Source organism: Bacillus sp. FG16, from assembly GCF_057809515.1.
Genome location: NZ_JBMDKC010000097.1, coordinates 1 through 20,715, shown reverse-complemented (window position 1 = coordinate 20,715; position 20,715 = coordinate 1). Strand labels below are relative to the sequence as shown.

The window sequence follows — 20,715 nt, the reverse complement described above, 5'->3', positions numbered from 1 at the left end:
AAAAGCTTGCTTTTTTCTTATTCCCCCTTTTCGGGGGGATGGGCAAAAACACCCTATATCAAAGTAAAAGGTGAATGGATGTATTTGTATCGTGCTGTTGATTCGAAAGGAAACACAATTGATTTTTCCCTAAACAAAACAAGAGGCCAGAAGGCTGCAAAACGCTTTTTCAAGAAAGCTTTGCGGTCTTTTCATGTTTCAAAGCCACGTGTTATAACCGTCGATAAGAGCTCAGCTTATCCTATAGTAATTGAACAGTTGAAAAAAGAAAAAAGCATACCTGATGGTATGCAACTTAGACAACAAAAGTACTTGAATAACATAGTAGAACAAGATCATCGCTTTATAAAGAAGCGAATCCGTTCTATGCTAGGGTTCAAATGTTTTGACACAGCTACATCCATTCTTTCTGGAGTAGAAGCCATGCATATGATTAAAAAAGAACAGCTTGATTTACGGGACCAGTCTGTCCAAAATCAGAAAGAATTCATCCATCAATTGTTTGGATTTGCAGCATAAGATACGATTACGTTAGGAATATATGCGCTTTATTCTCTTTTATTTTTGCACCAGAACCCCATAAGATACTACCCTTATTTTAATACTTTTATTGGGATTGCTGATGTAAGTTCAGCTAATGAACAAGAACCAAGCCGTGTAGTATTTGAGTTTTATAATTTAATAGATGATCTATCATATGTAACAAGTGCCACTATCCCTAATCATAAGCATTCAGCTTTCCAACCATTTTCAGCCCCTATAAATCCTCTAGAAGAAGCTACCTATTCTGTAAAGATCAAAGTTATAAATGCAAAGTTATATCCAAATAAAGTTAAATTTACTCATATAGAATAATACGTGTGTGTACATGTGCCCACAAAGAAACTCACCATATCGAAAAATAAAATTGGGTGCTAGGGACTGAAAATCCTTACTATGACAGTGTTCAAAATGAGTATAATCCAATCCAATATTTATTAGAATGTGATGGTTCAAGTCGGCGGAAGGCACCTTAGGGTGTCTTTTCTTTATTTCTTAAAGGACCTGCTCAATTACTCTATAAAAACATAAAGTAAATTAAATCCATTAAAATACATGAGTGCCCCCGTGTTTTCCCCTCTTATCTAAAGGAGGAACTATTATGGGGTTTAGTGGTAGTTGTGGCGGCGGCTTTGCTTTATCAGTTGTATTATTTATTTTATTAATCATAGTTGGAGCTGCTTGCTTCTGCTATAAAAACATGCCCACATTCTAATACCGATCGTGTTATTTTAAGTGGTACCCAAGTTAGAGAAATACTTCGCAGCGGATAAACTTTTTCGTCTGAGTTTACTCGCCCTGAAGTGGCGGAGATGTTGATGAAAGGAATGAAGCGAAGCAATGCAAAAGATTGAAGCAAAGCCATTAAAAAAAGGCATTAATCTAGTAGGATATGCACGTGCCGAATTTGGACTAGGAGAATCTTGTCGCCTAGCAGCAAAAGCCATTCAAAGTACAAATATTCCATTTGGTATTATTAATTATTCACTTCCACATGTAAAATCATTAGATTTCACTTGGAAACATAAAGAAATAACCGATCCTATCCACGATATTAATATTTTTCATATAAATCCAGATGTATTTCCAACCGCTTATATGCAGCTTGGACATCAATTTTTTAACGGTCGCTACAATATTGGTTATTGGCATTGGGAGCTTCCAGAGCTTCCGGAGCTTCCTAGGGAATGGTATATCAGCTTAAAACTTGTCGATGAAGTATGGGTTCCCTCATCTTTTGTACTAGAAGCTATATCCAAAAAAACAAACCTTCCTGTAACCCGTATTCCACACTGCATCCAAGTAGAATGCTCTGAAGGTATAACTCGTGAACACTTTAATTTACCGACAGATTGCTTTTTATTTCTTTCCATGTATGATCCTAATAGTATACAACAACGCAAAAATCCAGTTGCGTCCATTCAAGCATTTCAAAAAGCATTTTCTAAGGATGATCCTTCCGTTGGGCTTGTTTTAAAAATCAATAATTCAAATTTAAATTTTGCAGAAGTGAAACAGATTCAGCATCTAATTCGAGATAATAGTAATATTTATCTCATTAATCAATCATTAAATCGGGGAGAAGTAAATGCCTTAATTCAATCGGTTGACTGCGTGGTCTCTTTACACCGTTCTGAAGGATTTGGACTTGTACTAGCAGAAGCAATGTATTTAGGAAAACCAGTAATTGGTACAAATTGGTCTGGTAATACTGATTTTATGAACGCAGATAATTCTTGTCCTGTCAATTATAACCTCGTTCCAATAAAACAAAATTACGGTCCTTACAAACAGAACCAAATATGGGCTGAGCCAGATATTGAGCATGCTGCTTATTTTATGCGCCAGCTTACCTCCAATCAAACACAGTGTAATCTTATCGCTAAGAAAGGACAAGAGACCATTATAACCTATTTTTCACCAAACGTGACTGGAAATATGATTGAAAAACGATTGATAGAATTAGGATGTATTTAGTGTATAAATCATCTATTCCTTAATCTAGCGAGACGAAACAATAATTTTAAAATTGTTTCGCCTCTCCATTTTACTGAGTTCCTCCATACTCCCTATCCAATTCATGTAATGGTAAAAGTAAACGGTATTTCAGTAGCAGTCTAGGTATATGAAACATATGATTAAAGGAGGTAAAAGTTTTGATTATATTCAGCATGGGGTGAAAATATGAAACAAGCATTGATTACTGGAATTACAGGCCAGGACGGTTCTTATTTAGCAGAATTATTGTTAAATAAAGGATATAAAGTTTATGGGTTAAAAAGACGAACTGCAACAGAAAACGATGAAAACATTAAACATCTAAAAGACGAGATTGAATTTCTTTCAGGAGATTTACGTGATTTACCTTCCTTAATTCAAGCTGTTAAAGTTTCCAATCCAGATGAAGTATATAATTTGGCCGCCCAATCTTTTGTCGCAACCTCTTGGCTTCAACCTATTTATACAGTGGAAATAACTGCCCTTGGAGTCACAAATATGCTTGAAGCGATTCGGCTTACCAAACCAGATGCTAAATTTTATCAAGCATCTAGTAGTGAAATGTTCGGAAAAGTAGTGGAAACTCCCCAGAAAGAAACAACTCCATTTTATCCAAGAAGCCCATATGGAGTGGCTAAAGTATACGGACATTGGATTACTGTGAACTATCGAGAGAGCTATGATAATTTCGCATGTTCAGGAATTTTATTTAATCACGAATCTCCTCGCCGCGGTTTGGAGTTCGTTACAAGAAAAGTAACAGATGGAGTGGCTAAAATTAAACTCGGGTTGCAAGATAAACTCCATTTAGGCAACTTGCATGTGAAGCGAGATTGGGGCTATGCCGGAGATTACGTTAAAGCGATGTGGCTTATGCTCCAACAAGAAAAGCCAGACGACTATGTTATTGCTACTGGTGAAACTCACACAGTTCAAGAATTAGTTGAAATTGCCTTTAGTTATGTCGGATTAAACTGGGAAAATCATGTCATTCAAGATCCAAAGTTTCTGAGACCCGCTGAAGTAGATCTTCTATTAGGAAATCCAGCAAAAGCGAAAAAAGCATTAGGCTGGAAACCAGAAGTGAAGTTTAAAGAACTAATTACAATGATGGTCGATAGCGATTTAGAACGACAACAACAGCAAAGAAAAGGATTATGAGATTTGATTTTATAACCTTTTTATATTACCTATCCCTCTTGACTTGTACTTTAACTTTATTTTTATGTAGGGAGGACATTATGATGACAAAATTTTATCCTATCGCTAGTCCTATATTAAATGGAAATGAAAAACAATATGTCATGGACTGCCTCGATTCTAATTGGATATCTTCAAACGGGTCATATATTCAAAAGTTTGAAGAACAATTTGCACAGTACTGTGGTGTGAAACATGCTATTTCTTGCAGTAACGGAACAACCGCTTTACATCTTGCTCTGTTAGCATATGGGATTAAAGAAGGTGATGAAGTAATAATTCCGACTTTTACATTCGTTGCAACAGCAAATGCAGTCGTCTATTGTGGAGGAACTCCTATATTTATTGATTCTGATTCAACAACATGGAATATTGATCCTGCGAAAATAGAAGAAAAAATCACACCGCATACAAAAGGAATTATCCCTGTTCACATCTATGGTCATCCAGCTGATATGGACCCTATTAAAGAATTGGCAAGGAAATATAATTTATTTGTTATAGAAGATGCTGCTCAGGCTGTAGGAGCGCAATACAAAGGGAAAATGACAGGAGCAATTGGTGATTGTGCTACTTTTAGTTTGTTTGGTAATAAAATTATTACCACCGGTGAAGGTGGAATAATTACTACTAATAATGACCACATAGCTGAAAAGGTTCGAATTCTAAAATCACAAGGAATAGACTTAAAACGCAAATATTGGTTTCCAGTTATCGGGTATAACTACCGTATGACCAACATTCAGGCAGCAATCGGCTGCGCTCAACTCGAAAACATTAACTGGCATATTCAGCAACGAATTAGAATTGCTAATCAATATACGCAAAACTTAAAAAATGATCATCGTCTCATATTACCTATCGAAAAAGAATGGGCTAAAAATGTATATTGGATGTTTAGCATAATATGTAAAGATTTTACTGAAAACGAACGGAATTTGTTAATGGATCGCTTAATAGATAAAGGAATCGAAACTAGACCTTTTTTCTATCCTATGCATGCATTGCCTACTTACCAAAATTTACAAGATTCAGTAGAATTCCCTATAATAAATCGTATTTTTGCTCAGGGTATTAATGTTCCAAGTTACGGAAGCTTGTCTGATGATGATATTCGATATATTAGCTTAAAAATAACGGAAACATTAAACGAGATAAATACTTAGGAAATGATATCAAGCTTTTATCTCCCACTGAAGAATGAAACACCACTCACTTGCTTAATCAAACTAACAAAATTCACCTTACTACAAATATAATTAACTTCTCTATTTCAATCCTTATTCTCCATATTAGACAATAAAGCAAGCTTAGCCGAGAGATGATTAAAACACAACTCCTCTCCAAAAAAATATGTAGCGATAGTAAAGTCTAGTATCATTAAACAGCAAAAGTATTAATTATGTATGGACACATCTCTTCTGCTATGCATTGTACTGAATTCACTATGATGTGTCCTTAGAACTATACACACGTTAACTACAAGAAAATGGATATTATACCTAAAAAGAATTGATATTTAAAATAGCTCGTTCACCTTGCATTAAAGTAAGAAGACTTAGACTGTAAAAAGGGAACTAGCATGTACAATTCAAGTTAATATCTTTCACTTCTTTTACTCAATGAAAACCTTATGCTTAAAGCCTCCTTAAATTATTAATGTGCTTTGAATAGAGGTACAACTATAAAATCATTCTATCTAAGAAGTTAAAGTGATCCCATTAAATAACATTGTACATGCATCTTTATTGCGAATGTAATCCCTTACTGGATACATTTTAAATTGAACAACACAAGTATGCTTTAACTCCCAGTCAAGTTCTTTTATTTCCTCTATATCTCCATCTAAAATAAGAAGAACCTGAAAGTTATGTTTAACCATACTTGATAAAATTTTTTCAAGCTCCGCAGCTTCTTCATACGTTCCACCTGAGCGTACAAAAAGAATCCATTCACTTGTTTTTGTACAGTTTAAGAAACGTTGAATACGGCGATTGTATTTTTCTTTTCTCTCCGTATATTGTGGGAATGAAGTTGGAGTATTAACAGTTGCTAAAAAATCGTGTACGAAATCTATATTGTACAAATTATCTCTAAGTATTAAATTATGTCCACCTTCAGGCGTGTAACAAACAAAGGTAAGGTATTGTAATTCTAAAAAATTTATAAATCTATTGTTTAATAGTTGGTTTACGTCTTTTAAAGAAGGACTTCTCACCCAATCTAAAAATCCAGAAAACGGTCTTAACTTAAATTGATTTAACCAAAAGCCTACATAACAATCTGCTCCCAAACTAAAAATTGCATGATAATTTCTTTTAATATCTGCTAACTTCATTTCTGTATTCACCCCTTTATTCTATATAATATGTTTTCTAGATAGACAAGTTGCATTATAAACTTAAAAATAGACTTTATATAAAAATAATATTCTATATATCATATCCATTTTGGATTTTCTTACGCATAAGCCATTACTATGTAGAATACAAAATGTTGTATTTTCATATCAACAACAGAAAAAACTGAAACAAAATAATTCCTGTTCCAGTCCTTTAAATCGCCTCTAAGATATATCTGTTACAATCATTCAAGTAAAAAACAAAAACTAATCATTAGTTTGAAACGCCCGTAATTCTCTAATTGAGGCAGCATCTAAGGAAGCAATCTTTTTTTCTAACATTTCCTTAGCATAATTATATAATTGAAAATCTATTTCATTTTTCTCTACAATCTTATCAATAGCTGTTTGCGGAATGTGTTCCCTTCGAGCTCTTTGTGCATTAACATTTAATTTTTGATATTTAACATTCTTCCAACCAAATTCCTTTTTCATAATATACAAAGATTCGTCGAACAACTCCGTAATACCTACTACAGAAAAATTATTTGCTATAGTCTCTTTTGCTATTTCTAAATCTGCAATATCACTACCTGTAATGAAACGAGTTTGGAAGTTAATCGTATAATAATCGAAATCTGGGTTATTTATATATTCATCAATTGTCCCTTCAAAAAATAATTCTTTATATTGATCTAGATTCTTATGAGCAAAATAAAACCATGAAAGGACTTGATCAACTGGATTCCTTAACATTGTAATATAAGTGCACGGTCTAGAAATATGGTGATGTACGCCAAACAAGAGGTGACCACATAAAGTATCAGCTGTTGTTAGCTTTTCTTTTAGTAACAACACACTTTGCTGATTCAATCCATAGCGATTAACATCGTAGAGGATATTATCAGCGTATTGCCTATAAATTATATCTGTTAATGTAGTTCCTCCCGATTTTGGTATGTGAATATAAATCAACAAAGGTTTTTGTTTGCTACTGCATTGCTTTTTTGTCATATAATCCCCACTTTCAGTCTAATAATTATGTGATTTGTATATATTTCATTTCAGTGTATGAATCATAACACTTTTTATTACTGAAATTCCTTCTCGAATCTATTGTTTTTCCATAATATACTTTATACATTTCATATATAATTATTTAAGTCACTATCCTACTCTTATGAAGTAAAACTACTATCATTGGAGGCTCTACTATCTTCTTTAATTCTCCCTAACTCTTGAAATAGAAGATGTTATCGCTCACAAATAGGGAACAAAATATAAGAACGAATTACACTGAACAAAACGAGCTTATCAACTAACTTTTCGTCTCGAAGAAATGTATGATTTATGTAAAACGTTATCCTTCATTGACATCTAATACATAATTCGTATTATGCTACACAAAATTGTCTAAAATTGCATAAATTAGATAGAAACTTGTATATCATGAGATAAAGGTGGTACAAACTGATGAGAATTCTAATTTGGACTCAAAACGAGTCACCTGGCGGGGGAACAAGGCTTTTAGCTAACCTTCTACCAGCTATGGCCCGACAAGATGATATTGAGTTGATTCGAATAATTGTCTCTCCTAGATCCAAATTTAAAGAAAGAATCAATACAACAAACTTATCAAACGTTGAAATAATTTATTTTGATGGGGAGATTAATTCACAAAAAGGAAAAAATTTCATTAAAGATTGTCACGTCATCTATTATTTTTGGCCGCATCATCAAAAATATGTTGATGTTAACAGACCTAGTGTTTGTACATTTCACGATGCTACTATTCTTGATTTTGTTCCTCCATTTACAAGTGGAACATATATAAGGGAATACTGGGAAGACTTAAAAAAATGGTTAGATGGTTGTACTACTGTAATAGCCCCATCACAATATGTAAAAAGCCGTATCATTGCACACTTTGGAGATGATTTGCAAAGTACTGTTGTTATTCCTCATGCTATTTTGCCAATTGGATATTCTTCTGAACTATTTTCAGACTCAAGTTTTACATCATTCTTACCCACTGAATACTTTGTATATCCTTCCAATACATCTCCGCATAAAAATCATTATAATTTGCTACTCGCATACTCAAAATTTACAAAACGAAAAAAATATCCGTTAGTTCTATTTGGCCCTTATACAGACTTACTTCAAAATGAGCCACCATCATGGCCAGAAATCCCATTTATTCCGACGCTGGTTTCTTTAATAAAACGATTAGAACTACGGAGAAGTGAAGATATATATCCAATTGGATTTGTAACTGATCAAGATGTTGCACCTCTTATAAAAAATGCTAAAGCATTAATTATGCCCAGCTTGTCGGAAGGTGGAGGAAGCTATCCTGTAGAAGAAGCGTTAAGATTAGGAGTTCCAGTTCTTTGCTCCGATATTCCTGTTATGCGTGAGCATCTATCTCGTCATAGTGCAAAAGTCGTTTGGTTTAACCCAGAATCGGTCGATTCTATTTTGCAAGCTCTTGAAGAGATAACTATAAATTATGATGAGTATAAATTATCTACTGTCCAAGGTATAAACGATCCTGCTGAATCATGGGAAGATATTGCAAAAAAATATATACATGTAATGCGCCAAGCATATCTTAAGTATTACAATAAATAAAATGAAACTTCTTTATGTATCTTAAAAGAAACCCCTACTTCCACAAATAGCGAGATAAATATTTAATAGTTATACACAATCAATATATCTTCTTCATCCGCATTTTAAATTACGATTAGAGTAAAGCTTTTCATATAAAGATAATTTTATATAATTTTTAAGAATCCCTAATAGCTTACACATACTATTAATTAGCGGGCATTATTTATTTTTGATTTATAAAAGTAAGCCACACTTACCCTAGCTTAATACCCCACTTCTGTACTATAAAGGCCGTATAACACATAAACTGTATACAACTTTAAACATAAGGCTTATCCGCTTTGCGGTTAAAACTGAACACTATTGCATAGTGACATAATCACGTAGAGAAAGAATATAATAAAACGTCACATAGCATTATTGACCAAATTTAAAACAACAGTTAGTACTCCTGTAAAATATAGAAGATTATTTTTGATTTATTATTTGAATTTAAAGATATAAAGGGGGCACAACTATGAGTTATTACGGCCAAAATCAGCCTACCATTATCGATATGATAAGAAAAATCATGCAACTCTCTAACGAAGCAATTGTTCACCAGGCATATATACAATTTTTGCACAGGAAACCATCAGACGAAGAAGAGCAATATTTTTTGAAAAAACTCAAACACAAACCCAAAATAGCAATGATTCAAGAAATTATGATAAAGGAAGAAACACAAGCACAATATACAAAAGTAATTCAAATAAACGAAGCCAGATCCAATGAAACAAAAACAATTTCACATATTATTCAGATTTTTTACCATTTCGATGACAAAAAGTTTCTCCATTCATTATACGAACAATTTTTAAACCGCTCCCCAGACTCAATAGGCTTTCAAAATCATTTAAGTGCTTTAGCTTCAGGATTTCCAAGAATACAGTTAATGGAACGATTTTTATTATCTGAAGAGTGTCAAAAATTTTTAGAAACTCCCCTTTCACACCCCAAAATTCAAACAAGTCAGAAAGCTTTTCCGAAAATCGGCCTTTTTCTCGGCTATTCAGGAACAGTCGGTAATTTTGGCGGCGAAGGAATTGGGCGCTTTTCTATCCGGCTAGCAGAAAGCTTACTGCACCTTGACAAGGATGCAACCGTAACCGTCGCAATCGATGCAATAAATTATGTGCATATTAGTGATTCATTTAAGAACGTCTCATTATCCTTTCCTAATAGATTCTCTACCAAAAAATTCTATAATGTACAATCAGTAAATACCACTTTTCCGGTTGATATTTGGATTGTCCCTTATGTAGGCATGGAGCTAGCTTTACAATTAGAGAAACCAATGATTGTTTGTTTACACGATTTAGTATACATGCATTTCAAAGAACAATATGATAAAACATATCCAAATTTCTATGCTCAATTTCATATCAAGGTTAATCAATTAGTGACAAAAGCAAAAAAAGTCGTATTTAACTCTAACTTTATAAGAGATCATGAAGGGATGAAGTTTTTAAAACTACCGCCAGAAAAAATGCATGTAATCAGATTAGCTCCCCCATCTGAGGAATATAAATCTGTCAGTTCATTGAATGAAAACACCTTCAGACAGAAGTACAATTTAAATAACGACTATATTTTTTATCCTTCTGTGATTCGTCTGCATAAAAATCATGATCGGTTGATTGAAGCTTTCTTCAAGTTTAAGCAAGCTCATATAGGCACTACCTCTAATCTTCGTCTAGTTTTAACTGATCATTTCCACGGTAGACCTACGGAAGAAGAGATTGTAAAGGTGCTTAATAATTGCGAGGATCCATATATACGAGATAGTGTTGTATTTTTAGGTAGAATACCAACAAACGATGTCCCACTCTTGTATAAACATGCAATAGGAACCATTGTTCCTACACTTTTTGAAGGAAGCTGTCCTTTTCAATTATTGGAATCTTTAATTATGGATACTCCTGTAGCAGTTAGTAAACTTGAAGTTGTTGAAGAAATTATAACGGATATTGAAAAATTCATCCCATTTAATCCATATTCTGCAAATGAAATGATGCTTGCTATTCATCATCTTTGGCAACACAATAACACTCTCTTAACACAACAACAAATAGCAATTGAACATATCCTAAAGAGAACTTGGAGCAACGTTGCACAGGAATACTATGCACTACTAACGGAAATCTTCATAAATAATTAATTAAAAGTATAATAAGCACCATTGAACAAATAGACAGTATGTTTAAAGATTGACTCTTAATAATCATTATGAAAAGAGCCCACTTTCTTATAATCCTAGAGGAGAAAGTGGGTTTTGTATTGATGTAATATAAATATTTAATATATCTTCCATAAACAGCAACTCCACTCCTTTCTTCTCAAAAACTTCTTTGAGTTACCCTCTACATGAAAATATCATTTCGAATTATAGTTCTTTCCTTATCAATAAGGATTAAAAATAACGTTCCACATTGCAGATTGATTCTACGTTAATAACGGTACTTACCCAAAAACGCTAACAAAAATTCACTATAAGAGCACGCGACACCAATCTTGTATACAATAAAGCTATCATGGATTTATTTTCAATAAAGGAGTATATACAAGATATCCCATCTATACAAAACAACACATCAAACAGAAAATCAACATTTGTTACAAAAATTGAGTGTACCACTTTATTAATCAGAACCAGTCATGAACCAACTGGTTTATTTTTGAAAAGGAATCTTAGCTCATGGGGTTTCTTGAACATTAACAGATATTCATTGTGAAAGTTTCCATTCAGAAAACATACGTGCCTTTTTAAGTACCGATGTAGCTGGGATAGGATTATCAAATAAGCAAATAATGCAGTATTGTAGTAAGAGATGAACAATTGAAACCTATTTTCGCACCATGAAAATCAAGCTTTCTTTAGAACGATATCAAGTACGAAAGCACTAGTTTATGGACCTTGTTGAATTGTAGTTCCACGATTTGTATGCTGATAGAGAAAATGTCATTTATAGTGAGCATACATCAATGGCAAAAGAAAACTAAAACAGTTAGATTGAGTTCGTTTATACCTCAGCAAAAGCAAGAGAGCCTTTAGACATAACTCAAAAACAGCTGCAAGTTGCGTAAGGAGAACTTTCAATTCATTTTACATGGTAAATTTTCTTGCGTTTTTGAGCAAGTACAGTTAATAAGCGGACAGGAGCTTCTGTATAAACAATATTTGAATAAGACATCCATTTTATAAGTAATATCATCACCTATTCACTATGAACCACATATAATTTTATTAAACGAGTTATTAGTTATTAAGTCCGTTTTAATATTTATAAGCTTTAATATTAAATATGGATATATAAGTACATCTACATGTAGTTAATTGTTATACTTATACAATAAAGGTATCGACAAAAGCAATCATTATGCCTCAAATAAAAATGTATTTTAAACTAACATGCTAATAGCTGAATAAGCATACTTTAATGTAGTTGTATAATCCACACATCAACAGCTCGTGAAACTTCTTTTACATGATTTTAATTAAAGGAACCAGTATTACTCAACTTGTCTTATTTAGATTATGGGATTAAAAAAGTACGGGGCTAGTAGTTATAATAATATTCACGACACGTTATTTCTCGAGGTACCCCAAAAGCAACTACTTAATAAAAAGAATATAAACAACAAAAATGCTTGTAAATGGACTTATGTTGTTACTAAATACCAGCTTTTATTGGATAATAAACACATGCTTCTTAAAAGAGCCGCACAGGTACAAAACCCTGTACTTATTTTATTAACCCTAACATCGAAGTTTAATACTACTAGAAAGTTGGAATAATATGAAACTTCTTTTAACTATCTGGAGGGTCTGGAAAACGCTTATGGCCATTATCAAACAATTCTAGATCTAAACAATTTTTAAAAATACTTCGTAACCAGTATGGTGTTCAGGAATCTATGATTCAAAGAATTGTGAGGCAAGTTCAATCTATTGGTCTAACAAACTCTACTTATATAACAACTTGCAAATCTCAAACTGATATTATTCAAAATCAACTTGACGATAAACTTCCTCTTATCATCGAACCAGATCGACGAGATACCTTCCCTGCTATTGCTCTAGCATCTGTCTATCTCTACTCTGTTCTAAATGTTGATGTAAACGAGACTATTTGTATCATGCCTGTTGATGCTTATGTAGAGAATTCTTTCTTTGAAGCCCTACTTAAACTTAATCAAATATTGGCGGACTCAAATGCATCACTTGCACTTATGGGCGTTCGACCTTCACATCCTTCTGAACAGTATGGCTATATTACGACTACCCCTAGTCACCCTTTATCAGCACAAACACTTCCATATATGAAAGTTAACCATTTTATTGAAAAACCATTACAAAACAAAGCAAAAGAACTTATTAAACAAGAAGCGCTTTGGAATTGCGGCGTATTCGCCTTTAAATTAGAATTTTTAATTCAATATCTAACTTCTATGAAAATACCAGTTCAGTATGAAGAGCTTATCCAACAATATTCCACCCTTCCTCAAAGAAGCTTTGACTATGAAGTTGTAGAAAAATGCGATGATATTGTAGTAATGCCATATGAAGGAGCATGGCGTGACTTAGGAACTTGGAGTACCCTCACAGAGGTTATGGATGCACAAATTATTGGAGATGGAATGCTAAGTAAAAATACCGTTAATACTCATATCATCAATGAACTAAATCTCCCTCTTGTTGTAGCAAATATCAGTAATAGCATTGTAATAGCGAGTCCTGAAGGTATTTTGGTAGCTGATAAACAGGAAAGTGGAAAAATTAAAGAACTTATAAATCACGAAAATCCAAGACCTATGTATGAAGAAAAACGCTGGGGAAACTACCGTGTTCTAGATTACGAAAAACTTAAAGATGGAAATGAAGTTTTAACCAAACGATTAAAAATTTTAGCTGAAAAAAATCTCAGTTATCAAATGCATTTTAAGCGCGAAGAAGTTTGGACAATCATTGCAGGAGAAGGCGAACTTATTATAGACGGGAAATTCAAAATGATAAAACCTGGAGATGTTATTTATATTCCGGCTAAGACAAAGCATGGGGCGCGTGCGATTACCGACTTAGAATTTATTGAGGTACAAATGGGAAGTCAGTTAGTAGAAGATGATATTGTGCGCACTCATATGACATGGGAGGAAATTGAACGAGATTTCAAATAAAATATCCACTAAAACCATTTATTGGGTATACCCCTTATTTTCAGTGAAATTTGTAACCTGTCTATAACGTTTTATTTATTTTTTCATTAAATAAAATGAGAATGTACGAAGGAGTTAAATTTTCTTTTCCCTTCCATTGAAAGAATCCCCTACCTCTTGGACTGCTTTTTCGTCAAGTGACACACCTGTTTCGGTTCTGGTGCAAACATTTTTTTGGGATATAAAGAAGAAGATATTCCTAATGGAATCTGCTTTTATGCCGTAATACTGAATAGTTGATGAATGAAGTTCATTTGATTTTGGACAGACTTCTCCCCTTGAGAGGTTTGCCCTTTTTTATCATGTGCATGGCTTCAATCCCGGCAAGAATCCATTTGGCAGTCCGAAAGGATTTAAATCCTAACATGGAGTTCAGCCGAGATACGTATAAAATGGTGGTTTAAAACACAATTATTAATTTTATAATAGTGCTATTAAGCCTCACCATACCATTTTGGGAAAATTGTACGTTTAGAGGCACCTTTCCAGAAAACCTTATATTTATGAACAGAGGGTAAAACTCAATAATATCAACATTTTCTGACTATAATTATGTTCATAAAGTGTGTAAACAAATCCGTTTTCAATTAAACCTAATTTCTTATTTTTCTGAACATGTAGTTACCTGTAAAAAAGTCTATAATGATAAGATTTTGTATCCCTTAGCGTACAAATTTCCCAGAATGATATGGTGGCCCCTACCTAGGAAAAGAATAACGGTTTTTGATACTTCGAGGTATTAAAATCTTTCAAGTTAAGGTAAACATATAGCCCCCCTATAAATCCCCTGAAAAAATCGACATATCTACTTTTAAATCTGACTAAAGATGGGATTAGGAGCTTCAAGACGCTAAGATGCTTCCTTGTTTAAAATATCCTATCCCGTTAATTTCTATATACATTGAACTACATTTAATTTTTAGAATGTGAAGGTAAAAAAACGAACATAAGACGAATATCTTCTCTTAGAAACGTTTTTACATGGTAATATTTTATGTTGGTCCTATATGACCACAAAGATTAGATAAATAAACTATATTCTAATCCTATGAATGGAGGTGAAAAAGCTTGCACAAAAGAGACTTCCAGAAAAATGTTTTTGAGCATGAATTTATCATAAACAAAGAGGATAGACAAAATTTTTACGGTCATAAAAGCGTAATGATTTGGTTAACTGGTTATTCTGGATCAGGAAAATCAACACTTGCAAATGCTCTTCAACTCGAATTATTTAAAAAGGGGATTTGTGTTTATGTGCTCGATGGAGATAATCTAAGGCTTGGAATTAATAAAGATCTCTCGCATGCAAAGAAGGATAGAAAAGAAAATGTAAGAAGAACAGCAGAAATTGGTAAACTCTTTGTAGATGCTGGTTTTGTTGTTCTTGCTGCATTAATTTCCCCTTATCAAAGTGACCGTGAGGCCGCAAGGTTACTATTTGATAAAGACGAATATATAGAAATTTATGTACATTGTCCTATTGAAGAATGTGAAAAACGAGATCCAAAAGGGCTTTATAACAAGGCAAGAAATGGAGAAATACCCCATTTCACTGGAATTGATGACCCATATGAAAAACCACTAAATCCAGAAATCACTCTTGATACAAGTCAACTTTCGATTGAAGAGTGCGCTTTTAAAGTTATGAGTTATTTATTTGATACAGCCAAAATAACTGAGTAAAAGGAGTGAACTTTATGACTTTAGTAATTCCTCATGGTGGGAAATTAATTAATCGAATTAATCTTAATCTTGATATCTCTACTATTACTCATGAAGTTGAAGTTGATACAATGGCCCTATCTGATTTGGAATTAATTGCAAATGGAGCATATAGTCCTTTAACAGGATTTTTTTCAAAAGAAGACTATGAATCCGTTCTTTCTAGACTGCGGCTAAAAAATGAAGTTGAAGAGGCAAAAAAGGTGTTTCAAACAACGGACTCTCAACACCCCGGCGTAAAAAAACTTTTTAGTCGGCCTAACGTATATTTGTCAGGACCAGTTCATTTAATAAAGATCCCTCCAAAAAATAAAAACTTTACGCAATTTTACAAAACACCTTCGCAAATAAGAAGAGAATTTAAAAATAGAAATTGGAATACAGTTGTAGGATTTCAAACAAGAAACCCAGTTCATAGAGCACATCAAATGACCTTTAAAGGGAATTATGCAGATGTAGATATAACGGATCCTTCATTACCGAAGTTACCGACATATAAAAGTTTCTATGATAAAGAAACATTAGACCTAGTTGTAGAAATATTCCAAGATGATTTTCTAATGTACCAGTATTCCAAAGACAGCCTCTTAGTAAACAAGTATTTCATTCATATGGATTAGGTTATCTTAAATTTAGCTATTGATGGTAAAGAGGAGAATTATATAATGAGTATTTCAATTATAATTATGGGGATGGTTGTAGGGGTGCTAGTTGGAATGACAGGAATAGGAGGAGCTGCATTACTGACGCCATTTCTATTAACGGTAGGCATTACCCCTTCTATAGCAGTTGGTACAGATCTACTGTATAATTCTATCACTAAAATGGTTGGGATAACCCAACATTGGAAACAAAAAACAATTAACTTCAAACTAGTAAGATATTTAGCTTTAGGTAGTATACCTAGTGCAATTATCGCAATAACAACCATTCACTTCTTACCAATTTTGCATCAAAATCGAGAAGAACTGCTCAAATATATAATAGGTTATGTTCTAATTGTTGCAGCCATCTCTATTTTCATAAAAATCCTTTTCTACAATCAATCTGTTCCAAATTACTTTCAAAAACAAACTTTAGAACAAAAGAAGAATGTAACTATTTTTATTGGTGCTATACTTGGTTTTGTTGTTGGCCTTACCTCTGTTGGCTCTGGTTCTTTATTTGCTATTGTTATGATATATTTATATCAAATGAAGACATCTGAATTAGTAGGAACAGATATTACACATGCTTTTATATTAGTTACTGTAGCAAGTATACTAAATATGAAGTTAGGAAATGTAGATTATATATTAACAATTAATTTGCTTATCGGTTCTATTCCAGGAGTCATCATAGGTAGTAAATTATCTAGCAAGATTCCTGTTAAACCACTTCAGTTTCTTTTAGCATTAATTATTTTCATTAGTGGACTGAAATTAGTCATTACGTATTGAAAATTAGAAAAAAGGACAAATGTTCGTTTAAAAGTGTTTTAGTTTTTTATCTAAAAAGTTTTTCACGATATCTTGATTGTTATGATTTTTATTTCCTATTCTATAATTGATCTCCTTGACAAATTTTTCAGGGGTTTCCAGTAGCTGATCAAAATGTACATCAATAATATCTTTGTTTTCTTGCTCGAGTTGATTCCGATAATATATATAAAGTTTTCTTGATAACGTGTCAAGATATTTACAGCTGTTTGTTCGTCAATCTTATTCCTATTAACTAGCGAAGATACGGACTCTTGTATTGGTCTCCAAGTAAATATATATGTAATGTCTCCTAACAAATTAAGATGTGGTTTCCATATATCAAATGTTAAAACCATTCTAGGGTCTTTCAATCCCCATAAAGGTTTAACATGTTTGTTTAAAAAAGAGAGGATATCACTTGATAGATCGATAGAGCAACGAAGTTCTTCTCTTTTAGGTGTATTATCCTACGCAGCACCAACTGTATGAAGAATTTTGTCATTTAGATAAACAAAATCTACATTTTCAAAATAACCTTTTGGATTAGTAGATGAGGGCTTTAATAAAGAATCTCCCATATGTATCCCTAAAACATCCAACATTCCAGCTGTCGCACTGGAACCAGAACGATGAGAAGATAATATTAAAAATAATTTGCTTTTACTTAGGATATTCAAAGAAACTCCTCCTTTTAACAACTTTCATTACTACCACTAATTATTATCCCTTTCATAAACACATTATAAAAAAATGTATTTTTTAAGACCTTCTTTATTTCAGCATAACCTTTAGTAAAAGCTAAAAAATATAAAAAATTACCGCACTCATAGTTCACATCCTCAAAAACTTGCATATAATAGTATGCACTCATTTCTGACATGAGTCTTAATCAAAAGAACACTATATCTAAGTGCTCTTTTTATTTCAATTTTATGTGAATAAGTACAAGAAAAATAACTTATATTTCCTGAAAAAACGACAAAATAGAGCTGCATATTAGCAGCTCTATTTTTCACAGGTCCATCAGGAGTAATAGGAAAACACCGCTGTATTGTATATATATGTTTGATTTTAAAACTTTAGAATACAAACAGAAAAATATTTTGTACCAACATTATTTAACTGTATGAGTATTTTCCTTTAACGTAAAAGGAATGAAAAAATGTGTCCGAATTGTATCTAAATGTACGTACAATTTCCCCGAAATGATATGGTGCCCCTCGTAGTAAACGACTTAGTGGTATCAATGTATAAGATATTGTCCCGATGGGACAAGTACATGATTGGTACTCTTTACGTTGGCAAATTAAGATTTAATTTAAAACATGGAAATCATCCTTTCATATTCATCATTGTAGAAAGATAAAACAAGAAAGATTGGAATGCTATTTGTATGGGTTTAGCTTGATAGCGATGTGGCCGAACCCCAAGTAAAAAAGAAAGTCACACATTAAGTATACAAAGCATAAATTTTCTACAATTTCAAAAAAGAATGTACATATATAATGTACATTCCGTATCAATAGATAAATAGCGCTAATATACGTTTTTTATTTATGTACAAAGTAATTTTTGGTAGTCTCAAAGCAACTTTACTCAATAATAAATTAGGCCCTATACCAATCGTACTTTCAATCCGTGTGCGTTCATATATTTCTCGCTTGAACTTTAATGCGAACTCGCGCGGATTACTGGCAAACAAATGAATGCTTGCAGTCATATCCATAAAAAATTCATCGATACTATATTGATGAAAATCTTCCGGCGCGACATACTGCAAAGCTAAACCCGTTATGAAAGTTGAACACTTCATATACGTATGCATAATTGGATTCACAATAATAATATCTGGTCGCTTCGGTATTTCGTACAAACGAGCCATCTTCTTTATTCCTAACGCTTTTAATGGCGGTGTTGCCGCTAATACAATTGATCCGCTCTGATTCACATCCCCTACGACAGCCAATTTTGTATATCTTGGATCAAGTCCTTTTTTAATACATGATACACTCGCATAAAAGCTACGAAGATCTACACAAAGAATAATACGATTCGGTAAAAGAAAATAATCATACAAGGTAATCACTCCTAAATAAAGAACGTTTGTTCTCATTATATACGAACTCTTGTTCTTTTTGAAGGTATTTCTATGAAAATTTTGGTTAAAATAACCTTTACTAAATTCTAAGAAAACCTTAAAGAATTTCCCTCTGTATTCATAGGAATTGTTTTCTATACCGAAAAATATAAATAGATACAGGGAGAAACAACTAAATTCTTCGTGAATAGGTACGGTATTTTAGAACTCATTTTTTAGTAGTGTTTTTTTATAGAAAACAAAATATTATTGGTTATTTTCTCAACGTTGTTTTTCTAGTTTTATCATTCAAATTTAAATACATATTTATTTAATCTACATAAACTAAAAATATATAAGTGCATACTTTATGAATTTTTTATAATAACATCTCGAACAGACTATCATAAATCGTAAGTTTAATAACTCGGATACATTAATCACCTCCAATAAAGTTCCGAATAGCCAAGTACTATAGCTTGTATTTCTTTTAAAATAAACATTCAAATCTCTAATTATATAATTTTGTACGAGAAAGGGATTGAATTTATGCACAATCTTAATTTCATTTGTGAACAATTTGCTACAATACTTAAAGGAAAAAGTAAAATAAGTCAAGGTGGTTGTTCGGTGTCTTTTCACCGCGATTTTAGCGTGCTTGTTCAAGGAAAACGGAGTACCAATGTAGTACCCGTCGGAGTAAGTTTTGAATCGTTGGATCAAAATGGTAATGCATTAAATTTAGGCGAAATCGCTGTTCTACAAGAAGAGATTCCTGCATTTATGCAATCAATTATACAACAAGGAATTATTGTCAGTGCTTTACATAATCACTGGCTGTACATGAATCCCTTAATTATGTATATTCATGTCCAATCGGTAGAGCCCCCATTACATTTTGCACAAAAGTTGGCGAATTCTTTTTTATCCTTAAGTAGCTATCCTATTGCTAATAATGAAGGGCAATGATTGGTGTTTGGAATAATTACATTTTCTATATGTGTAAACATAATAAAATCATTTCACTTTTTGCCAAAAAGTAAAAAAACTGCCTATCAAATTTTTAGATAGGCAGTTTTTGAATCTATTAAAATAAAGTACCCTACTATTTTATAAAATATTATTGCCTAAACAAAAAATACAGATTTTCAATTCACTGTGGCTTTCTTATCTCATATATTCCTCTAAAGTTAGTTTTTCCTTATATATTTTTTAGCAATTTCTCCTACATAGCGAATATACCAAGGCTCATACGCATAAACAGTCATATTTCTCTATTCTTTTGGATAACAAATGATATATCCTGCACGATGCGTATTTTCTTTCGGCCACTTCCCTTCCTTCGTCTTAGCACACCATAACTCTAATTCATTATTTGTATCTTTAACATCCATCGTTAAGCCTAGTTGATGTTCGATATGTCCCGTTTTTTCAAAAAAGCCCCCTATACGTGAAGTGAACCCGAATAGTGGTACATGAAAAAAACACCTCCTGAATTCGCATAC

At 32.7% G+C, this 20,715-nt stretch carries 14 protein-coding genes and 5 pseudogenes; 13 read left to right on the top strand and 6 right to left on the bottom strand.

The genetic code is table 11. The features are described from left to right. From ACODS7_RS25670 to ACODS7_RS25650, 5 genes are all read left to right on the top strand, one after another. Window positions 1-519: IS6 family transposase (locus ACODS7_RS25670; protein ID WP_488827878.1), on the top strand; the 519-nt coding region annotated here is incomplete at its 5' end. A gap of 622 nt (window positions 520-1,141) precedes the next feature. Further along, on the top strand, window positions 1,142-1,255 hold the full coding sequence (locus ACODS7_RS25665) for a YjcZ family sporulation protein (RefSeq protein WP_080448873.1): 114 nt from the start codon (window positions 1,142-1,144) through the stop codon (window positions 1,253-1,255). Window positions 1,256-1,380: 125 nt separating this feature from the next. Then, window positions 1,381-2,517 carry a glycosyltransferase gene (locus tag ACODS7_RS25660; RefSeq protein ID WP_243169034.1) on the top strand — a complete coding sequence of 379 codons (1,137 nt, stop codon included), beginning with the start codon at window positions 1,381-1,383 and terminating at the stop codon, window positions 2,515-2,517. 207 nt (window positions 2,518-2,724) lie between these two features. After that, complete coding sequence (gene gmd, locus ACODS7_RS25655; RefSeq protein WP_000806307.1) at window positions 2,725-3,699, top strand: GDP-mannose 4,6-dehydratase; 975 nt, start codon at window positions 2,725-2,727, stop codon at window positions 3,697-3,699. Window positions 3,700-3,782: 83 nt separating this feature from the next. Next, window positions 3,783-4,904 carry a DegT/DnrJ/EryC1/StrS family aminotransferase gene (locus ACODS7_RS25650; RefSeq protein WP_172796615.1) on the top strand — a complete coding sequence of 374 codons (1,122 nt, stop codon included), beginning with the start codon at window positions 3,783-3,785 and terminating at the stop codon, window positions 4,902-4,904. A 533-nt stretch (window positions 4,905-5,437) separates the two neighbouring features. Here the strand turns inward: ACODS7_RS25650 and ACODS7_RS25645 are convergent. Both ACODS7_RS25645 and ACODS7_RS25640 read right to left on the bottom strand, forming a co-directional pair. Then, entirely contained in the window at window positions 5,438-6,076 is a 639-nt protein-coding gene (locus tag ACODS7_RS25645; protein ID WP_243169033.1) for a DUF1796 family putative cysteine peptidase, read from the bottom strand. Window positions 6,077-6,346: 270 nt separating this feature from the next. Next, window positions 6,347-7,093, bottom strand: coding sequence for a sulfotransferase family 2 domain-containing protein (locus ACODS7_RS25640; RefSeq protein WP_061659083.1), 747 nt, complete (start codon window positions 7,091-7,093; stop codon window positions 6,347-6,349). Window positions 7,094-7,552: 459 nt separating this feature from the next. On the opposite strand from ACODS7_RS25640, the gene ACODS7_RS25635 reads away from it, so the two are divergent. The 3 genes and pseudogenes from ACODS7_RS25635 (at window position 7,553) to ACODS7_RS25625 (ending at window position 13,912) form a co-directional block, all read left to right on the top strand. Then, window positions 7,553-8,713 carry a glycosyltransferase family 4 protein gene (locus ACODS7_RS25635; RefSeq protein WP_243169032.1) on the top strand — a complete coding sequence of 387 codons (1,161 nt, stop codon included), beginning with the start codon at window positions 7,553-7,555 and terminating at the stop codon, window positions 8,711-8,713. 499 nt (window positions 8,714-9,212) lie between these two features. Then, window positions 9,213-10,895 (top strand): glycosyltransferase, encoded by a 1,683-nt coding sequence (locus ACODS7_RS25630; RefSeq protein ID WP_243169031.1) that lies wholly within the window; start codon window positions 9,213-9,215, stop codon window positions 10,893-10,895. A gap of 1,639 nt (window positions 10,896-12,534) precedes the next feature. After that, window positions 12,535-13,912, top strand: a pseudogene (locus ACODS7_RS25625) (sugar phosphate nucleotidyltransferase). 254 nt (window positions 13,913-14,166) lie between these two features. Here the strand turns inward: ACODS7_RS25625 and ACODS7_RS25620 are convergent. Further along, window positions 14,167-14,370: pseudogene (locus tag ACODS7_RS25620) on the bottom strand (IS6 family transposase); the annotation flags it as partial. Between the two features lie 649 nt (window positions 14,371-15,019). Here ACODS7_RS25620 and cysC point away from each other — a divergent pair. From cysC to ACODS7_RS25605, 3 genes are read left to right on the top strand one after another with little or no spacing between them, the layout of a single operon-like run. Beyond that, window positions 15,020-15,634 carry an adenylyl-sulfate kinase gene (gene cysC / locus ACODS7_RS25615; protein WP_061659078.1) on the top strand — a complete coding sequence of 205 codons (615 nt, stop codon included), beginning with the start codon at window positions 15,020-15,022 and terminating at the stop codon, window positions 15,632-15,634. Window positions 15,635-15,648: 14 nt separating this feature from the next. After that, on the top strand, window positions 15,649-16,293 hold the full coding sequence (locus ACODS7_RS25610) for a hypothetical protein (RefSeq protein ID WP_243169030.1): 645 nt from the start codon (window positions 15,649-15,651) through the stop codon (window positions 16,291-16,293). 45 nt (window positions 16,294-16,338) lie between these two features. Next, the gene (locus tag ACODS7_RS25605; RefSeq protein ID WP_061659076.1) at window positions 16,339-17,112 is read left to right on the top strand and encodes a sulfite exporter TauE/SafE family protein; all 774 of its coding nucleotides are present in this window, start codon (window positions 16,339-16,341) and stop codon (window positions 17,110-17,112) included. 488 nt (window positions 17,113-17,600) lie between these two features. Here the strand turns inward: ACODS7_RS25605 and ACODS7_RS25600 are convergent, their stop codons facing one another. Beyond that, window positions 17,601-17,810, bottom strand: coding sequence for a hypothetical protein (locus ACODS7_RS25600; protein WP_373371763.1), 210 nt, complete (start codon window positions 17,808-17,810; stop codon window positions 17,601-17,603). Window positions 17,811-18,348: 538 nt separating this feature from the next. Here ACODS7_RS25600 and ACODS7_RS25595 point away from each other — a divergent pair. Further along, window positions 18,349-18,549 (top strand): annotated as a pseudogene (locus ACODS7_RS25595) (transposase); the annotation flags it as partial. Between the two features lie 166 nt (window positions 18,550-18,715). Here the strand turns inward: ACODS7_RS25595 and ACODS7_RS25590 are convergent. Next, window positions 18,716-19,210 (bottom strand): annotated as a pseudogene (locus tag ACODS7_RS25590) (Y-family DNA polymerase); the annotation flags it as partial. A gap of 549 nt (window positions 19,211-19,759) precedes the next feature. On the opposite strand from ACODS7_RS25590, the gene ACODS7_RS25585 reads away from it, so the two are divergent. Then, a complete protein-coding gene (locus ACODS7_RS25585) occupies window positions 19,760-20,179 on the top strand; it encodes a DUF1259 domain-containing protein (RefSeq protein WP_016081059.1) in 420 nt (139 codons plus the stop codon). 198 nt (window positions 20,180-20,377) lie between these two features. Here the strand turns inward: ACODS7_RS25585 and ACODS7_RS25580 are convergent. After that, window positions 20,378-20,649 (bottom strand): annotated as a pseudogene (locus tag ACODS7_RS25580) (M15 family metallopeptidase); the annotation flags it as partial. Window positions 20,650-20,715: the final 66 nt, after the last annotated feature.

Excerpts from the sequence above, each read along its gene's own strand:
- ACODS7_RS25665 (WP_080448873.1), top strand. The coding sequence starts at position 1,142 with ATGGGGTTTAGTGGTAGTTGTGGCGGCGGCTTTGCTTTATCAGTTGTA.
- ACODS7_RS25660 (WP_243169034.1), top strand. The coding sequence starts at position 1,381 with ATGCAAAAGATTGAAGCAAAGCCATTAAAAAAAGGCATTAATCTAGTA.
- gmd (WP_000806307.1), top strand. The coding sequence starts at position 2,725 with ATGAAACAAGCATTGATTACTGGAATTACAGGCCAGGACGGTTCTTAT.
- ACODS7_RS25650 (WP_172796615.1), top strand. The coding sequence starts at position 3,783 with ATGACAAAATTTTATCCTATCGCTAGTCCTATATTAAATGGAAATGAA.
- ACODS7_RS25645 (WP_243169033.1), bottom strand. The coding sequence starts at position 6,076 with ATGAAGTTAGCAGATATTAAAAGAAATTATCATGCAATTTTTAGTTTG.
- ACODS7_RS25640 (WP_061659083.1), bottom strand. The coding sequence starts at position 7,093 with ATGACAAAAAAGCAATGCAGTAGCAAACAAAAACCTTTGTTGATTTAT.
- ACODS7_RS25635 (WP_243169032.1), top strand. The coding sequence starts at position 7,553 with ATGAGAATTCTAATTTGGACTCAAAACGAGTCACCTGGCGGGGGAACA.
- ACODS7_RS25630 (WP_243169031.1), top strand. The coding sequence starts at position 9,213 with ATGAGTTATTACGGCCAAAATCAGCCTACCATTATCGATATGATAAGA.
- ACODS7_RS25610 (WP_243169030.1), top strand. The coding sequence starts at position 15,649 with ATGACTTTAGTAATTCCTCATGGTGGGAAATTAATTAATCGAATTAAT.
- ACODS7_RS25605 (WP_061659076.1), top strand. The coding sequence starts at position 16,339 with ATGAGTATTTCAATTATAATTATGGGGATGGTTGTAGGGGTGCTAGTT.
- ACODS7_RS25585 (WP_016081059.1), top strand. The coding sequence starts at position 19,760 with ATGCACAATCTTAATTTCATTTGTGAACAATTTGCTACAATACTTAAA.